The sequence below is a fragment of the Acinetobacter vivianii genome, assembly GCF_014635885.1.
In the GTDB taxonomy this organism is placed as follows: domain Bacteria; phylum Pseudomonadota; class Gammaproteobacteria; order Pseudomonadales; family Moraxellaceae; genus Acinetobacter; species Acinetobacter vivianii.
Genome location: NZ_BMDR01000010.1, coordinates 37,587 through 53,790 on the forward strand (window position 1 = coordinate 37,587; position 16,204 = coordinate 53,790).

Annotated in this window: 15 protein-coding genes; 9 read left to right on the top strand and 6 right to left on the bottom strand. The window is 42.3% G+C overall.

The genetic code is table 11. The features are described from left to right. The first annotated feature begins 18 nt into the window (after positions 1-18). From hutI to IEV36_RS16575, 3 genes are read left to right on the top strand one after another with little or no spacing between them, the layout of a single operon-like run. Positions 19-1,224: an imidazolonepropionase gene (gene hutI / locus IEV36_RS16565; protein WP_005258175.1), complete on the top strand. Its 1,206-nt coding sequence runs from the start codon at positions 19-21 to the stop codon at positions 1,222-1,224. A 33-nt stretch (positions 1,225-1,257) separates the two neighbouring features. After that, positions 1,258-2,178, top strand: coding sequence for a formimidoylglutamase (hutG, locus tag IEV36_RS16570; protein ID WP_005258174.1), 921 nt, complete (start codon positions 1,258-1,260; stop codon positions 2,176-2,178). 32 nt (positions 2,179-2,210) lie between these two features. After that, a complete protein-coding gene (locus IEV36_RS16575) occupies positions 2,211-3,482 on the top strand; it encodes a Glu/Leu/Phe/Val family dehydrogenase (RefSeq protein WP_005258173.1) in 1,272 nt (423 codons plus the stop codon). Between the two features lie 65 nt (positions 3,483-3,547). Here the strand turns inward: IEV36_RS16575 and IEV36_RS16580 are convergent, their stop codons facing one another. Both IEV36_RS16580 and IEV36_RS16585 read right to left on the bottom strand, forming a co-directional pair. Beyond that, complete coding sequence (locus tag IEV36_RS16580) at positions 3,548-4,375, bottom strand: SDR family oxidoreductase (RefSeq protein WP_005258172.1); 828 nt, start codon at positions 4,373-4,375, stop codon at positions 3,548-3,550. Positions 4,376-4,411: 36 nt separating this feature from the next. Next, positions 4,412-5,128: an enoyl-CoA hydratase/isomerase family protein gene (locus IEV36_RS16585; protein WP_005258171.1), complete on the bottom strand. Its 717-nt coding sequence runs from the start codon at positions 5,126-5,128 to the stop codon at positions 4,412-4,414. Between the two features lie 118 nt (positions 5,129-5,246). On the opposite strand from IEV36_RS16585, the gene IEV36_RS16590 reads away from it, so the two are divergent. Further along, the gene (locus IEV36_RS16590) at positions 5,247-6,311 is read left to right on the top strand and encodes an AraC family transcriptional regulator (protein ID WP_005258170.1); all 1,065 of its coding nucleotides are present in this window, start codon (positions 5,247-5,249) and stop codon (positions 6,309-6,311) included. On the opposite strand, the gene IEV36_RS16595 is transcribed toward IEV36_RS16590, so the two are convergent. The 4 genes from IEV36_RS16595 to IEV36_RS16605 all read right to left on the bottom strand — a co-directional run bounded on the left by IEV36_RS16595 (position 6,308) and on the right by IEV36_RS16605 (position 10,360). After that, a complete protein-coding gene (locus IEV36_RS16595) occupies positions 6,308-7,720 on the bottom strand; it encodes an aminotransferase-like domain-containing protein (protein WP_005258168.1) in 1,413 nt (470 codons plus the stop codon). The two genes, IEV36_RS16590 and IEV36_RS16595, sit on opposite strands and share 4 nt — an antisense overlap. 61 nt (positions 7,721-7,781) lie before the next feature. Beyond that, complete coding sequence (locus tag IEV36_RS18915) at positions 7,782-7,904, bottom strand: hypothetical protein (RefSeq protein ID WP_264673641.1); 123 nt, start codon at positions 7,902-7,904, stop codon at positions 7,782-7,784. A 13-nt stretch (positions 7,905-7,917) separates the two neighbouring features. After that, on the bottom strand, positions 7,918-8,922 hold the full coding sequence (gene cydB / locus IEV36_RS16600) for a cytochrome d ubiquinol oxidase subunit II (RefSeq protein ID WP_005258166.1): 1,005 nt from the start codon (positions 8,920-8,922) through the stop codon (positions 7,918-7,920). Further along, the gene (locus tag IEV36_RS16605; protein WP_005258165.1) at positions 8,915-10,360 is read right to left on the bottom strand and encodes a cytochrome ubiquinol oxidase subunit I; all 1,446 of its coding nucleotides are present in this window, start codon (positions 10,358-10,360) and stop codon (positions 8,915-8,917) included. The genes cydB and IEV36_RS16605 overlap by 8 nt, the downstream gene beginning before the upstream one ends. 358 nt (positions 10,361-10,718) lie before the next feature. Between IEV36_RS16605 and IEV36_RS16610 the strand changes: the two genes are divergently transcribed. The 5 genes from IEV36_RS16610 (at position 10,719) to IEV36_RS16630 (ending at position 16,197) form a co-directional block, all read left to right on the top strand. Then, entirely contained in the window at positions 10,719-11,537 is an 819-nt protein-coding gene (locus IEV36_RS16610; RefSeq protein WP_032863930.1) for a hypothetical protein, read from the top strand. Between the two features lie 43 nt (positions 11,538-11,580). Beyond that, complete coding sequence (locus IEV36_RS16615) at positions 11,581-11,754, top strand: cbb3-type cytochrome oxidase assembly protein (protein ID WP_005258161.1); 174 nt, start codon at positions 11,581-11,583, stop codon at positions 11,752-11,754. A 192-nt stretch (positions 11,755-11,946) separates the two neighbouring features. Then, positions 11,947-14,355, top strand: a complete 2,409-nt coding sequence (locus tag IEV36_RS16620) for an FdhF/YdeP family oxidoreductase (protein ID WP_005258158.1) — start codon at positions 11,947-11,949, stop codon at positions 14,353-14,355. Positions 14,356-14,382: 27 nt separating this feature from the next. After that, a complete protein-coding gene (gene fdhD / locus IEV36_RS16625) occupies positions 14,383-15,171 on the top strand; it encodes a formate dehydrogenase accessory sulfurtransferase FdhD (RefSeq protein WP_004772747.1) in 789 nt (262 codons plus the stop codon). A gap of 84 nt (positions 15,172-15,255) precedes the next feature. Beyond that, positions 15,256-16,197 carry a Dyp-type peroxidase gene (locus tag IEV36_RS16630; RefSeq protein ID WP_005258157.1) on the top strand — a complete coding sequence of 314 codons (942 nt, stop codon included), beginning with the start codon at positions 15,256-15,258 and terminating at the stop codon, positions 16,195-16,197. Positions 16,198-16,204 lie beyond the last annotated feature (7 nt).

Genomic DNA, 16,204 nt, shown 5'->3' on the forward strand with positions numbered 1-16,204 from the left:
CAGTGAGAGGAATTTTGAATGAAAAAGCTTTGGAAAAACTGTCATATCGCCACCATGCAAGCGGGTCAATATTCCAGTATTGAAAATGCTGCAATTGTAACGCTCGGACAGCAGATTCACTGGATTGGTACATTTAAAGACCTTCCTGCCGATGCTTATGCAGAAACCATTGATCTGAATGGGGCATGGGTGACACCGGGTTTGATTGATTGCCATACCCATAGTGTGTTTGGTGGCAACCGTAGCGTTGAGTTTGAAAAACGCTTGCAAGGCGTTAGCTATGCGGAGATTGCAGCGAGTGGTGGTGGTATTGCCAGTACGGTTCGTGCGACCCGCGAAGCGAGTGAAGAACAGTTACTTGCATCGGCACTAAAACGGATTCGTTGTCTGCTTAAAGATGGTGTCACTACCATTGAAATTAAGTCTGGTTATGGTCTGGACTATGCCAATGAACGCAAAATGTTGCGTGTAATTCGTCAGATTGCAGAAACATTGCCGATGACGGTTCGCAGTACTTGCTTGGCAGCGCATGCTTTGCCGCCTGAATATCAGGATCAAAGCGATGCGTATATTGAGCATATCTGTAATGACATGCTGCCAAAATTGCATCAGGAAGGTCTGGTTGATGCAGTCGATGCCTTTTGTGAATATCTGGCATTTTCTCCTGCTCAGGTTGAGCGCGTCTTTAAAACAGCCCAGTCTTTAAATCTACCCATCAAGTTGCATGCAGAGCAGCTTTCTTCGCTCGGTGGCTCAAGTTTGGCTGCGCGTTATCAGGCTTTGTCGGCAGATCATTTAGAGTTTATGACTGAAGATGATGTGAAAGCCATGGCTGCTGCGGGAACAGTTGCCGTGTTATTGCCAGGCGCATTTTATTTTCTGAGAGAAACCAAGTATCCGCCGTTGGAAAGTTTGCAGCAACATGGGGTACGGATTGCCTTGTCCAGTGACTTAAATCCGGGCACATCGCCAGCATTATCTTTACGTTTAATGATGAATATGGGTAGTACTTTATTCCGTTTAACGCCTGAACAGACCTTGGCCGCCGTGACCATTCATGCAGCACATGCATTGGGCTTGCAAGAAACGCATGGCAGTCTGGAGCAGGGCAAAGTTGCAGATTTTGTTGCATGGGACATCGAGCATCCATCGGAAATTGTTTACTGGTTAGGTGGTGATTTGCCAAAACGCATCATTCAGCATGGCAATGAAGTTTCGATCTAATCTCAAGACTCATTTTAAAGCGTGGTATTTATCATGAATCATTCATTTAAATGGCAAGGACGACATGATGGCGACGGTGAAGCGCACTTACGTCTTCATCAAGTGGTCAATACGCAACAGCACGCTTCATTTGCTTTCATCGGTTTTAGCTCCGATGAAGGCGTTAAACGCAATAAAGGGCGCTTGGGTGCAGCTGATGCACCTGACATGATTCGGGCGCAGTTGGCAAATTTACCAGTCCATCAACCTGTCACGATTGCAGATCTTGGCACGGTAGTGTGTGACAATGGCAAACTGGAACAGGCGCAAGCTGAACTGGCAGATCAGGTTGAACGCAGCTTAAAACAGGGAATGAAACCGATTGTTTTAGGCGGTGGTCATGAAGTCGCGTTTGGTAGCTTTTCAGGTTTGTTCCAATATCTACAGAATAATGAGCCAGATAAGACAATCGGGATCATTAATTTTGATGCCCATTTTGACTTGCGTGAAGCGGAACATGTCACCTCAGGCACACCTTTTTTAAATGCAGCAAGACTGTCTGAGCAGTATCAAAAGACGTTTCATTATCTTTGTATCGGGGTTGCAAAACACTCAAATACCAAAGTCCTTTTTGAAACGGCAGACCGACTAAATTGCAGTTACATCTACGACTTTGAATTACAACCGAAAAACGTTGAAATTTTACTCGAAAAAATCACAGCTTTTATCGGAAAAGTTGACTATTTGTATATTACAGTTGATCTTGATGTATTTAGTGCTAGCATTGCTCCAGGTGTAAGTGCACCTGCGGTAAAAGGGATTGATTTATCAGTCTTTGACCCATTACTAGAGGCCATTAAGGAAACCGGAAAGATTAAAGTTTTTGATGTGGCGGAATGTAATCCACGGTTCGATTTGGATAGTAGAACTGCCAAGTTAGCCGCTTATATAATTTTTAACTACATATTTTATTGATGGATCATGTGAATTCATCAAAAGGTTAAAACATGTCTAATTTATCTTATGTCTCTCAAAATGACGGTCCATGGGCAACTTACCTCGAGCAGATCGAGCGTGTTGCTCCGTATCTAGAAGGTCTAGAAGGTTATGTGGATACATTGAAGCGCCCAAAACGTGCTTTGATCGTTGACGTGCCAATTGTTATGGACGATGGCACAATTCGTCATTTTGAGGGTTATCGTGTACAACACAACTTGTCACGTGGTCCGGGTAAAGGCGGTATTCGCTATCACCCAGATGTAGATTTAAATGAAGTAATGGCTCTTTCAGCATGGATGACAATTAAGACTGCGGTGGTGAATCTACCATTTGGCGGTGCAAAAGGCGGTATCCGTGTTGATCCACGTCAACTTTCTCCACGTGAATTAGAACGCTTAACACGCCGTTATACCAGTGAAATCAGCCATATTATTGGCCCACAAAAAGATATCCCTGCACCAGACGTTGGTACCAATCCAAACGTAATGGGCTGGATCATGGATACTTATTCATCTGGTCAAGGTCATACCGTAACAGGTGTGGTAACGGGTAAACCAGTCCACCTTGGCGGTTCTTTAGGTCGTATTAAAGCAACAGGCCGTGGTGTATTTATCACAGGTCAGCAAGTTGCTGAAAAGATCAAATTACCTTTAGAAGGCGCTAAAATTGCGGTTCAAGGTTTTGGTAACGTCGGTAGCGAAGCTGCGTATCTATTCGGTGATTCAAAATCTAAAATCGTGACCATTCAAGACCATACGGGTACGATTTACAACCCTGAAGGTATTGATCTTGCTGCATTAAAAACACACATGCAAACTAACCAAGGTGTGGGCGGTTTTGCTGGTGCTCAAGTGATCAGCGATGAAGAGTTCTGGACAGTAGACATGGATATCTTGATCCCTGCTGCTTTAGAAAGCCAGATCACGGTTGAACGTGCGAAAAACTTATCAGCAAAACTGGTACTTGAAGGCGCGAACGGTCCAACTTATCCAGAAGCAGATGACATCCTCGTTGAACGTGGTATCACTGTTGTTCCAGACGTAATCTGTAATGCGGGTGGTGTAACCGTATCTTATTTCGAATGGGTTCAGGATATGTCGAGCTACTTCTGGTCTGAAGAAGAAATTAACGAAAGACTCGATAAGTTAATGATTCAAGCGATTAATGACGTATGGCACAAATCTAGTGAAAAAGAATGTACTTTACGTACAGCTGCTTTCATTTTAGGTTGTGAGCGTATCTTAAAAGCACGTAAAGAGCGTGGTATTTTCCCAGGTTAATACTGCGGAATATCATTGAAAACGACCTTAAGGTGAATACTTTAAGGTCGTTTTTTATGCTTTATTTAATCTAAGAAGAAATCTTTTTGCAGTTGGCGATTACCTGCAATACAAGCATATTGAGCAAAATCAGTGATACCCATACGCGCTAAAGCTTGTTCATCAGTCAGGCTTTGTCCAGTGAGTTCACCTTTGGCTGTGCTATAAATGGCAAAAGCTGCATCTGCCATGATTTCTGGTTTTCGGCTGAGCTGTTGTGTATTTTCTTCACCTAAATTTTTTGAGACAGCAGCTGTTGCAATGTAGGTTTCAGGCCATAGGGTATTACAGGAAATACCATATTGACGGAACTCTTCTGCCATACCTAAAGTCAAAATCGTCATCCCGTATTTAGACAGAGCATAAGGTGAGAGCATGCCTAACCATTTTGGGGACATATTCACAGGAGGGGATAAGCTTAAGATATGTGGATGTTCGGCCTGTTTCAAAAAAGGAAGAGCAGCTTGTGCACAGATAAAAGTAGAACGATGATTAATACTTTGAATCAGGTCATATTGTTTTAAGGATGTTGCTTCTACACCTGTTAGCGCAATGGCACCAGCATTGTTAATCAGCACATCAATACCACCAAAGTGCTGTGCTGATTGCTGGATGGCAGCATGGATTTGTTGGTCATCCCGTACATCAAGCAATAAGGGGAGTGCTTTGCCACCTACGGCTTCAATCTCTTGCGCCACGCTGTAAATCGTGCCTGTTAACTTAGCAGTTTCGATTTCAGTTTTAGCTGCAATAACGACATTTGCACCTGCATGTGCTGCTTTAATTGCAATTGCTCTACCTATTCCTCGACTGCCACCAGTAATAAAAATGGTTTTTCCGTGCATATTGTTCATGAGAATTTCCTATATTTAATTTTTATAAAAGTGGAGTTAAATCATAAAAGGATGTGCAAATTTTTCAGGATTGTACAGTTGACGCTGTTTCGCAATGTCGACGATACGATGGCGTAACTGACGTTTGATCACGGCATAGGTTAAGCGATGCTTTTGTGACATCTCTTCAGCAAATTTAAAAACTTCGGAATTTAACGATTCTACAGGATGAATTTGATGGACGACTTGCGTGTCTAAACATTCAATTCCTGTCATCGATTTGCCCGTCAATGACATTTCCCAGATCGTATGCTGATTGGGAAGTAATTGCACAATTTCTGCAATCACATCGGTGAAGGGAATGGTTAGTTTGACTTCGGGAAAGCAAAAGCGCCCTTTGTCTGCTCGCATAAATCGAAAATCACAAGCCGATGCTAAAATTGCTCCACCAGCATAGGCATTGCCATTAATTTCAGCGATGACAGGCAAGTTGAGCAAGGCTAAACGCAATAGCATATTTTCCAGTTGTAGGGTAAAAGCTTTTTTATCCTCTATGGATTGCTCCATCAGCCATGCTAAATCCAAGCCGTTACAAAACGTTTTTGGATGGTCACTTTGAATGACCAAACATGCATTTTGCTGATGACTTTCAATTTCATTAAATACTTCGATATATTCATTCAATACATCTTGATTTAAGACATTTTCCTGATCGCCATTGGTTAATGTAAGAACATAAATGGACTGCTGTCGATCAAGCTTCATGGTTGCCATTTAAGTACATCCTCATTGTGCCATTGTTTATTATTAAAGCTATTATTTCGAATAAAACACTCGCACAATAGGTGTGGCTATGCCATATTGATGATCATTTTAGGACAGGATGTCTGTCATGCGGGATCCATTCGGATTGTTTCAGGAAACGATTTCTGTATCTTATGCACATATCTTATTAGAAATTGTGTATGACTATGGTATTGATACTCAAAGTATTTTCAATGGTACTGGGCTTGATTCGAGCGAAATAAATAAGGCTGATGCCAAAATGAGTGCGCATCAATGGTCAAAACTAGTGGTCAATGCCTTACGCTTGACAGGCAATCCACGGCTTGGGATTGAATATGGTTTTAAATTACGTCCCACTTCGCATGGACCTTTAGGATTTGCATTTCTCAGTTGTACGGATGTGGAAACTGCGCTAAGCCTTTGCCAGCAGTATTTTTGTACGCGAATACAGAACTTCACGCCAGAATGGTGCATCAATGACAATTTTGTCTATGTTTATCTTGATGATGTGCATCCAGTAAAATTGGGGAATGAACAACAATCAGACCAATTAAGACATTTCCTAATAGAAAGTCTGTTGTTTGGTGCGATTCATTTTTTGACTTTGTTTTCTGGACGTATTGCTGAAAACTGTGAGGTATTTGTGGATTGGGCTGATGCTCCGAATTATAAAAAAATTAATTTATCCCAAATCAAGATTCAATTTAATCAAGCTCGTAATGGTTTACGTTTTCCAAAGAAATATCTGCATTGTAAAAATCCAAACGCAGATCAAGTCGCTTTTCAGCAAGCGGTACTTTATTGTGAAAATGATAAGCTCAAGTTAGTGAAAGAAGGGGCTCGTGATTTGCAAAAAAGTATTCGGTCTGAATTGTTATATCACTCAAGCAGTACTTACCCAACTTTGCCCGTTATTGCACAGCGCCTGAATATGTCGGAGCGAACCATTAAACGGCATTTACAGGCTCAAGGGACAAGTTTTTTACAGATTTTAGCTGAGGTTCGTTTTAATCAAGCGAAGAAATTACTGCAACAGCAGCAATACAACATTCAAGATATTGCGGGTCTAGTGGGTTATGAAGAAGCCACCAATTTTATTCGTGCTTTTAAAAAGAATTTTGGGGAAACACCGAGCCAGTATCGCAAAAGGTGTTTGACCCAAGTCGATTAATCTGAAACAGCATTTTGAACCGTTTGAATAAACAATTCCAACGAATGCTCAATATGCTCGCTCCATTCAAAAGAACAATTCATACGAATAAAATGTTGATGCGAGGGCAGCACATTAAATAATGTACTTGGCGCAACACCGATCTGTTGCTGAATTAGGTGCTCATAGATTTTCATACTGCTGACTTTGTCAGGCAGTTGAATCCAGAGAAAATAGCCGCTTGGATAATTGTAGACCTTACAACCTTTAGGCAAATGCTGTTTAAGATATTGAAAGAACTGCTTCTTATTTTTCTCCAAAGCACGTCTAAGCGTTCTCAAATGCTTTTCATAATGATGATGAGAGAGAAACTCAACCAGCGCATTCTGAATCAGTGCGTTGGCTGAAATGGTGCTCATCAATTGTAAATGCTGAATATGCTCGGAAAATTTACCTGCATAGACCCAACCCATACGGAAACCTGAACCTAGCGTTTTGGAAAAAGAAGAGCAGTGCAGCACCAGATTTTGCTGATCAAAATACTTCATCGGCAAAGGTTTATGATTGCCATAAAACAGTTCTTCATAGACATCATCTTCGATCAAATGGATCTGATGTTCGTGCAACAGTTTGGCGATTTTATATTTAATTTCGTCACTGACCGTGAAGCCAATCGGGTTATGTGCATTGAGCATAAACCAGCATACTTTGATTGGATAGTTTTTGATGACTTGCTCAAAGGCTTCAATATCGAATCCATGTTGTGGGTGCTCAGGAATGGTAATTACCTTTAAACCCAAACGCTCCGCAGCCTGCCATGCGCCATAGAAGATGGTTTGTTGCAATAAAATATAATCACCAGGTTGCGTGATCGCTTGCAGTGAAAGATTCAATGCTTCTAGGCCACCAGATGTAATGACAATGTCATCAGCATCGGTTGGAATGCCTTGCATACAATAGCGTTGAGCGATCAGCTTTCTGAGTGCCAAATTGCCTGGTGGCAGATTGGTGGTTTGATCATAACTATGCCGATTACGCGAAAGCTGTCCCATGATCTGAATCAGTTTGGGTGGGTAGAGCAACTGACTGTCAGGAAAAGCCGAGCCTAATGGACTGACTTGCTTGGATTGAATTGATTTAAGATATTTAAAAACCAGTGAGTTAATTTCAATTTTAGGATTTAAAGACACCACTGAGTAGGCTTGCGGAATCTGAATATGACTTTGCTCAGCCACAAAATAACCCGACTTTTCTTTGGAATAAATCAGGCCTTGTGCTTCAAGTTCCTGATAAGCATTCATGACCGTGATGAGGCTAAAGCCTGAGCGTTGTACCTGTTCACGCAAAGATGGCAGTTTGGTGTGCGGCTTCCATGTCCCATTTTCAATGAGAAGTTTCAGATTATGTGCTAACTGTTCTGATTTATACATAAAATAGGGGTAATCCGTGCGAAGGAACAGCCTTGATCAAAAGACTGTTCCATTCATCATTCTAATAAGCAAACATCAACAGCAATCTAAACAGACCTGCAATAATGGCGAGTGCAAAAAATCCAAGTAACCATAAGATTATAAACCATTGCGTTGAAGTTAAATGCTGAGATTTTATTTTCATGCAACGTTCCTCCTTAGTGATAACCTGCATCACCCACACGGACCTTATCTCTAAATACCCAGTATGAAAGGATCGTATAGGTAATGATAATCGGAATAAGAATTAGGGCACCGACCAGCGCAAATTTTTGGCTTGAAGCTGGTGCAGCAGCCTCCCAAATCGTCACTGATGGCGGAATAATATGAGGCCATAAACTAATTACAAAACCTGTGAAGGCTAAAAACACCAGCGCTAAAGTATAGATAAATGGCTTTAAATCCTGACGGTTTTTACATGCTTTCAAGATTAAAGCAGTAAATAACACGACTAAAACAGGCACAGGGCTAAAATAAAGCAGATTTGGCAAGGCAAACCAGCGTGCTGCAATTTCAGGATGTGTCAGAGGTGTATAAAGACTGACGCCGGCAAATACTACAAACAGTAGAATGATCAGCTTCGGCATTAATCGATACATTTGATCTTGTAGCTCATGATCTGTTTTCATAATCAACCAGCCACAACCCAGTGCTGCATACATGGCAAGCACCCCTAGACCTGTAAATAAGGCAAAAGGTGTCAACCAGTCCAGACCCGAGCCTGAGAAAATTCCATTAGTCGTTTGAATCCCTTGAATATAAGCCCCTAGAATCACACCTTGGAAGAAGCTGGATAAAATCGAGCCCCAAATAAAGGCTTGATCCCATAAGTGTTTGGTACGATTGGCCTTAAAGCGAAATTCGAAGGCAACACCTCGGAAAATCAATGCAATCACCATCAAGGTAATGGGCATATACAAAGCTGAAAGCACGGTTGAATAGACCAATGGAAAAGCTGCGAATAAGCCTGCACCACCGAGCACCATCCAGGTTTCATTACCATCCCAGACGGGCGCGACGGTATTCATCATTACATCGCGTTCTTCTCGGTTTTTAATGAAAGGAAACAGAATACCAATGCCGAGATCAAACCCGTCCAGAACCACATAGATCAGTACACCCAGACCAATAATACCAACCCAGATCAGAGATAAATCAATCATGGCGTTTCTCCTTACTTTGGTCTTGTCCATCAATGCTTTCATCGACTGCGCTGAGTGGACGCATTGGTGTTTTGAAATGACCAGGACCCGCAGGTTCAGGTTCAATAGCATCGATAAATTCAGGCCCTTTTTTCAGTAGTTTCAGCATGTAGTAAATACCGCTACCAAAAACGATGGTATAGACCACCACAAAGATAATTAAACTGATCCCGACCTGATCGGCTGTCACGCTATGCGACAGACCATCTTTGGTACGCATCACACCATAAATCACCCAAGGCTGACGACCAACTTCGGTGGTTACCCAGCCTGCAAGTAGAGCGATATAACCCGCAGGGCCCATCACAAAAGCGAACTTGTGAAACCATGAGGTACCATAAAGTTTGCCAGTTTTACGTAACCATAAAGCAACTAATGAAAGCAGTACCATCAGCATGCCTAGACCGACCATGACGCGGAAACTCCAGAACACAATGGTGGCATTTGGGCGATCTTCAGGGGCGAAGTCTTTCAAACCTGTCACTTTGCCATCAAGAGAATGGGTCAGGATCAGGCTACCAAGGTGGGGAATTCCGATTTCATACAGATTTTCTTCTTTATCCATATTCGGAATTGCGAAAAGCAGCAGAGGCATGGATTCGTTATGATTGGTTTCCCAATGTCCTTCAATCGCTGCGAGTTTGGCTGGCTGGTGCTTTAAGGTATTTAAACCATGATTATCACCAATGACCACTTGCAGACATGAGGTGACTAGCACCATCCAGAGTCCCATCGAAAATGATTTTTTGACCAATTCATCACGACGGCCTTTGATTAAATGCCATGCGGCAGTACCTACTACCAAAAGTGACGATACTAAAAATGCGGCAGCAGCCATATGCGCTAGGCGATAAGGAAAGGATGGATTGAAAACAATGGCCCACCAGTCGGTTGGGATCACAATACCATTTTCAATAATAAATCCTTGTGGTGTTTGCATCCAGCTATTGGAAGACAGAATCCAGAACATGGAAATACAGGTACCGATGGCAACCATCAGGGTGGCAAAGAAATGTGCTTTGGGACTGACCCGTCCCCAACCAAATAACATGATGCCAAGGAAGCCAGCTTCCAGAAAGAAGGCGCTCAATACTTCATAGGTGAGTAAGGGGCCTGTAACACCACCAGCGATTCGGGAAAATTCACTCCAGTTGGTACCAAACTGATAGCTCATCACGACGCCTGAAACCACGCCCATCCCAAAGGCAACAGCAAAGATTTTGATCCAGAACTTGAATAGATCTTTATAAATCGGGTTTTGAGTTCGAAGCCATTTCCATTCCAGCATTGCCAGAAAGCAAGCCAAGCCAATTGAGGTAGCTGGAAAGATAATGTGAAATGAAACAGTAAAGGCGAACTGTATTCGGGCTAATTCTAAAGCAGTGAGACCGAGATCCATATATCCTCTCCTATAACAGACGAGTAAAGCAGTCGCTAGGAAAATGTGAAAGAAGGGGCTTAAACGATTAAAAATAAACAGAACCTTAAAAATGTTCTCGGCTTATTTAAAATCTTTTAAGTTTTATTCATCATCCAGTCTTCTGCTGTATATGAGTAGGTACAATTTCTTCTTGTTTTTTTATAACAGATACGGAAACGCGAACTCATCTGTTATATTTTTTTAGCAAAATTCTGTAGCTATTCAGTTGTATGTTGCTCATTCAAAATAGCATAAGCAACGATACAATGTGTTAAATATTGATCAAGCATTGTAAGTCGTTTGCATGATAATACTTCTGACTGAATGGCGTTTAATTATGTTTGTCACCCCAGAGCTTTATGCGCTTACCCGACTTTTTCAAGGCAAGATACCGTCCCAATCAGTACAAGAACAGTTACATCTTGAATATGTCAATCTTGAAGCAACTTTATTAAGAGGTAAGGTGCTTAGAGATTTTTCTAAAGACAAAGTGACCTATATCGCGCAGGCGAAGATCGTGGAAAATAATCGTCATCTGGGCTATGTGTTTGCGCCATTGATTATTGCGAATCTAAATCAGCCCGTGATCTATACCACGCCTGCTTCAACGCCAGTTCTGTCAATTTTTAAACAATATTATCAGGCAGAGAAAAGTATTCAACTCAAGATCGAAGATGTCCTTGATAGTCTCAAGCTCTATATTGAACTGGTGAATGATTCAGGAAATGAGGAAGATTTTCTTTTTCGTAGTCTGGTAAAAGCGCTTTGCAGAACGGATCTTTCCCATCTTTTTCTGGTAACAGATCTGGCGATCGATATGCATAAGCTTAAGGTGTTGCAAGATTTCTTTAAGGTCAAAATCACGATTATTCATACCGATCAAGATGAACCTCAAGTGGATCATGCATTGATCAATATGCGCAAACTGTTATTTAAAAATAAAGATGATTTCCATAAAGAGATTTGTACGTTGTTCTCGCATCTGAATGCCCAATTGATTGCCAATATGGGCCAATTTTCCGAACAGCAGGCAGCGCACTTGATCGAAGATATGTTTTATTCCGAACACATTTTCGAGAAGTTATCGGTCTATGCGGAATATATGCAAACCCGTATTCAAAATGGCGCCAGTTTTAAGGTTTTATCGACGACGTAAACGAGGTTGAAAACTTCTTAATTTTTAAACAGGAGCAAATCGAATGTCTCAAGAGCAATCAAAATTTCCCTATTTAGCGGTGGGTATCAGTATTTTACTCGGCTGTTTGTTTCTGGTGTTTTTCTTTCTGGCAGTGAGTAATCAACCGGACTATATGCCTTCACAACAAAAGCAGAATTCAACTCAATCACAACATCCCAGTCATACTAATTCATAGTTGATGCCACGTTTATTTAGCTTATTACTAAGTATTGGTTAGCATTTTTTTGTTTTGATTTCTGGGTGAAATGGATGGTGATTTTAAGTTGTATGTGGATGGTATGAGACAAATCAGGAATAGAAAAATGCCCAGATTCATGATACTCCTAGTTGAGTAACAAATGAAAATAGCTCAGCTGAGGGCGACGCAATGGATAATTCAGAACAAACGGTTCATAAACAAGAAAATAATGGCTACGCGAGAATTGAGCCTTATACCCAGCCCGCAGGTGGATGGGGAGCATTGTTGAGCGTGGCTCGCAATCTTAAACGACAAGATATTCTTAAAAAAGGTTCGATTACTTTACTCAATATTAATCAGCCGACAGGTTTTGATTGTCCAGGTTGCGCTTGGCCTGAGAAAAAGGATGCCCATGCCTTTAACTTTTGTGAGAACGGTGCCAAAGCCGTTGCTTTTGAAGCCACCAGTAAGACCGTTACGCCAGAGTTTTTTGCCCAGCATACAGTGAGCTGGTTGGCAGAGCAGAGTGATTTCTATCTGGAAGATTTGGGGCGTTTAACCGACCCAATGCGCTATGATCCTGTTACCGATAAGTATGTGCCGATTTCTTGGGACGATGCATTTCAACTGATTGCCAAACATTTACAAGCTTTAGAGCATCCTGACCAAGCGGCTTTCTATACTTCTGGTCGTGCCAGCAATGAAGCAGCATTTTTATATCAACTCTTTGTCAGAAGCCTTGGAACCAATAATTTCCCAGACTGTTCTAATATGTGTCATGAAACCACCAGTGTCGGTTTAAAAGATGCGATTGGTTTAGGTAAAGGGACGGTGATTCTGGATGATTTTGATCAGGCCGATGCCATCTTTAGTTTCGGGCATAACCCGGGAACAAATCATCCACGTATGTTAGCTACCTTGAGAGAGGTCTCAAGACGTGGGGGTAACATTGTTGCGATTAACCCGATCAAAGAACGTGGTCTAGAGCGCTTTCAAGATCCGCAAGCACCTCTGGAAATGATGACCAATGGCAGTACACCAATTAGTCGCTATTACTTCCAGCCAAAAATTGGCGGTGACTACGCGCTGATGTTCGGGGTGATGAAGCATTTACTGGAGTGGGACAAAAAAGCCCTTGCCAAAGGCGAGCATAGCGTTTTCGACCGCAGTTTTATTGAAATGAATACCATCGGTTTTGATGAAATGCTGGCGGAGATTGACCGTACCGCATGGTCTGAAATCCACAAGCATACTGGACTTTCAGCCGAGCATTTAGAGTCGATTGCCAAGATGTATCTGGATGCGAAAACGGCTATTTTCTGTTGGGGAATGGGGATTACCCAGCATCGTCATGGTACTGCCAATATTCATATGCTGGCGAATCTGATGCTGGCGCGTGGACATATCGGACGGCCGGGTTCGGGGCTTTGTCCAGTCCGTGGGCATAGTAATGTGCAGGGCGACCGTACCATGGGTATCAATGAAAACCCAAGTGATAAGCTACTTGATAGTATTGATCGCGTATTTGGTATCAAGTCGCCGCGTAAACATGGTTTTGGCGTGGTCGATACCATCAAGGCAATGTACGAAGGTGATGTAAAAGTCTTTATTGGCCTAGGCGGTAACTTTGCCGTTGCAACGCCTGATACACCTTATACCCAAGAAGCTTTACGCCGTTGTAATTTAACCGTCAATATTACCACCAAGCTGAATCGTAGTCATCTGGTGTGTGGTCAGGATGCGTTGATGTTGCCTTGTCTAGGACGTACCGAAGTGGATATGCAGGTGCATGGACCTCAGGCGATTTCAGTAGAAGATTCGATGAGTAATGTGCATCTTTCAGCGGGACGTAATCCACCGATTTCTGAAAATATCTTGTCTGAACCCGATATTGTGGCACGTATGGCGGAAGCAGTATTGCCTGAGAGTCATGTGAAATGGCGCTGGTATATTGAAAGTTACGATCGTATTCGTGACTCGATTGCCGATGTTTTTGATGAGTTTCATGATTTCAATCAACGGGTTTATCAACCGAGTGGTTTCCATTTAGAGCATCCAGCCAATCAGCATGTCTGGAACACACCAAGCGGCAAAGCACAATTTTTGATTACGCCATTGGCCGAAGTGTATGAAGACAAAGAAAATCAGTATGCCGCAGCTTATAGTGAGCAACAAGTTTATACCTTGATGACCACGCGTTCGCATGACCAATACAACACGACCTTATATGGTCTGGATGACCGTTATCGCGGAGTATTCGGGCAGCGCCGTGTACTGTTTATGAATCAGGCGGATATTGATGCAGCAGGCTTTGAGGCTGATCAATGGGTCGATATCGAAAGTGTCTTCTCGGATGGGGTTAAACGGATTGTCCATAGTTTCCGTATCGTGCCTTATAACATTCCTCAAGGCAGTCTGGCAGCGTATTATCCTGAAACCAATCCATTGGTGGCCTTAGGCAGTCATGATAAATATGCCAAAATTCCAGCATCAAAAAGTATCCCTGTGATCTTGCATGCAGGTCAGGCGCCTGAGCATTTTAACTTAGCTGTTGCAGTCGATCCTGAACATGCCAATGAACGTGTGGGTGGCGTATAGTGGCGCGTCTAAGTAAAGAGGTCAATTGTGGATACCAAAACACGCGGCTATGAAACGGTGCAAGTGCATCGTTTCCATCAGGATCATTCTGAAGATGAAATGGATTATATCGTTCAGGAGTATCCTGTTGCGCTGATTTATAATGGAATTTCTCATGCGGTCATGATGGCAACGCCATCAGACCTTGAGGTGTTTGCCAAAGGTTTTAGTCTTTCGGAAGGGATATTACAAAGCTTAAACGAGTTGTATTCGCTTGAAATTCGTCACAATGCATTAGGCGTTGAGGTCGATATGACGATTTCATCGCGTGCATTTATGGCTCTCAAGGAACATCGCCGAATGATGGTGGGACGTACTGGTTGTGGTTTATGCGGGATCGAGAGCCTAAAGCAATTTTATGCCGATCTACCTTTGGTGAGCAGCAAGGTTTCGTCCTTGTGGCTCAAGCAAATCCCAAATGCCATTGCTCAACTAAAAGCCCGCCAAAAAATTACTGAACTCACTGGTGGTGCACATGCTGCGGCGTGGGTGGTACAAGGGCAAATCGTGGCACTGTTTGAAGATGTCGGCAGGCATAATGCTTTAGATAAATTACTTGGTCATCTGGCGGAGCAAAAACTGAATGTTGCCGAGGGCTTTGTGGTGATGACCAGTCGCGCCAGCTATGAGCTAATCCGCAAATGCGCACAATATAATATTGGACTCTTGGCCACCATTTCTGCACCCACCAGTATGGCGATTGAAATGGCAAAGCAATTAAATCTCACCTTAGCCAGTTTTTGCCGTGGTGATAGCTTTGTTTTGTATACGCAATAATAGTAAAAAATTGTGATTTGTTTGATCTCTAATGCATTGATTTGTGTAGGATATGAGCATTAAGTTTTTTTATTCCCAAATATTATGAATATACCTTTAAGACCTCAGCCTGTGATCAACAATCTTTCAGGTGAAAATGCTTTATTTATCGTGCTTGGCATCAACACCAACCCTGATCATTCAGGGGTGATTGATTTTCTCGCCAATTTTTCAGCCTTAGTCCGCAGCCTGACCAATCGTTTTCCAAACAGTAATTTCAGTGCTTCGGTGGGGGTCGGCTCAAATGCTTGGGATTTACTGTTCCCTGATCTAAATAAACCGAAAGAACTGGCACCATTTCAAGAGATCAAAGGGCCGAGACATACTGCGGTCGCAACAACTGGTGATTTATTCTTTCACATTCGTGCCAATCAAATGGCAATTTGCTATGAACTTGCCTCAATTTTGCATGAGCAATTAAAAGAAGATACTTACCCAATTAGCGAGACCAAAGGTTTTAGATACTTTGATGGTCGCGCGATTATTGGTTTTGTAGATGGGACTGAAAATCCTGAGCATGAAATTGCCAAAGAGATTGCTTATGTCGGTTCAGAAGATGCTGAGTTCCTCGGTGGCAGTTATGTATTTATTCAAAAGTATTTACATAATATGGAAATGTGGAAGGGCTTAAGTACTGAAGAACAGGAAAAAGTGATTGGTCGAAAGAAATATGACGATGTCGAGCTTGGCGATGATGTCAAACCACAAAGTGCACATAATGTCGCGAGTAAGGCACATGATGCGGACGGGAATGAACTTAAAATTTTAAGAGCGAATATGCCATTTTCCAATCCAACTGAAGGGGAGTATGGCACCTTCTTTATTGGCTATTCACGGTCTTTTAATATCACCAAAACCATGCTTGAGAATATGTTCTTGGGTAAAGAAACTGGACATGTTGACCGCTTACTCGATTTTAGTACACCTGTTTCAGGAAGCTTATTCTTCGTTCCGACCTTTGATTTTCTCGAAGATTTAGGCGAGTAATTCAGAA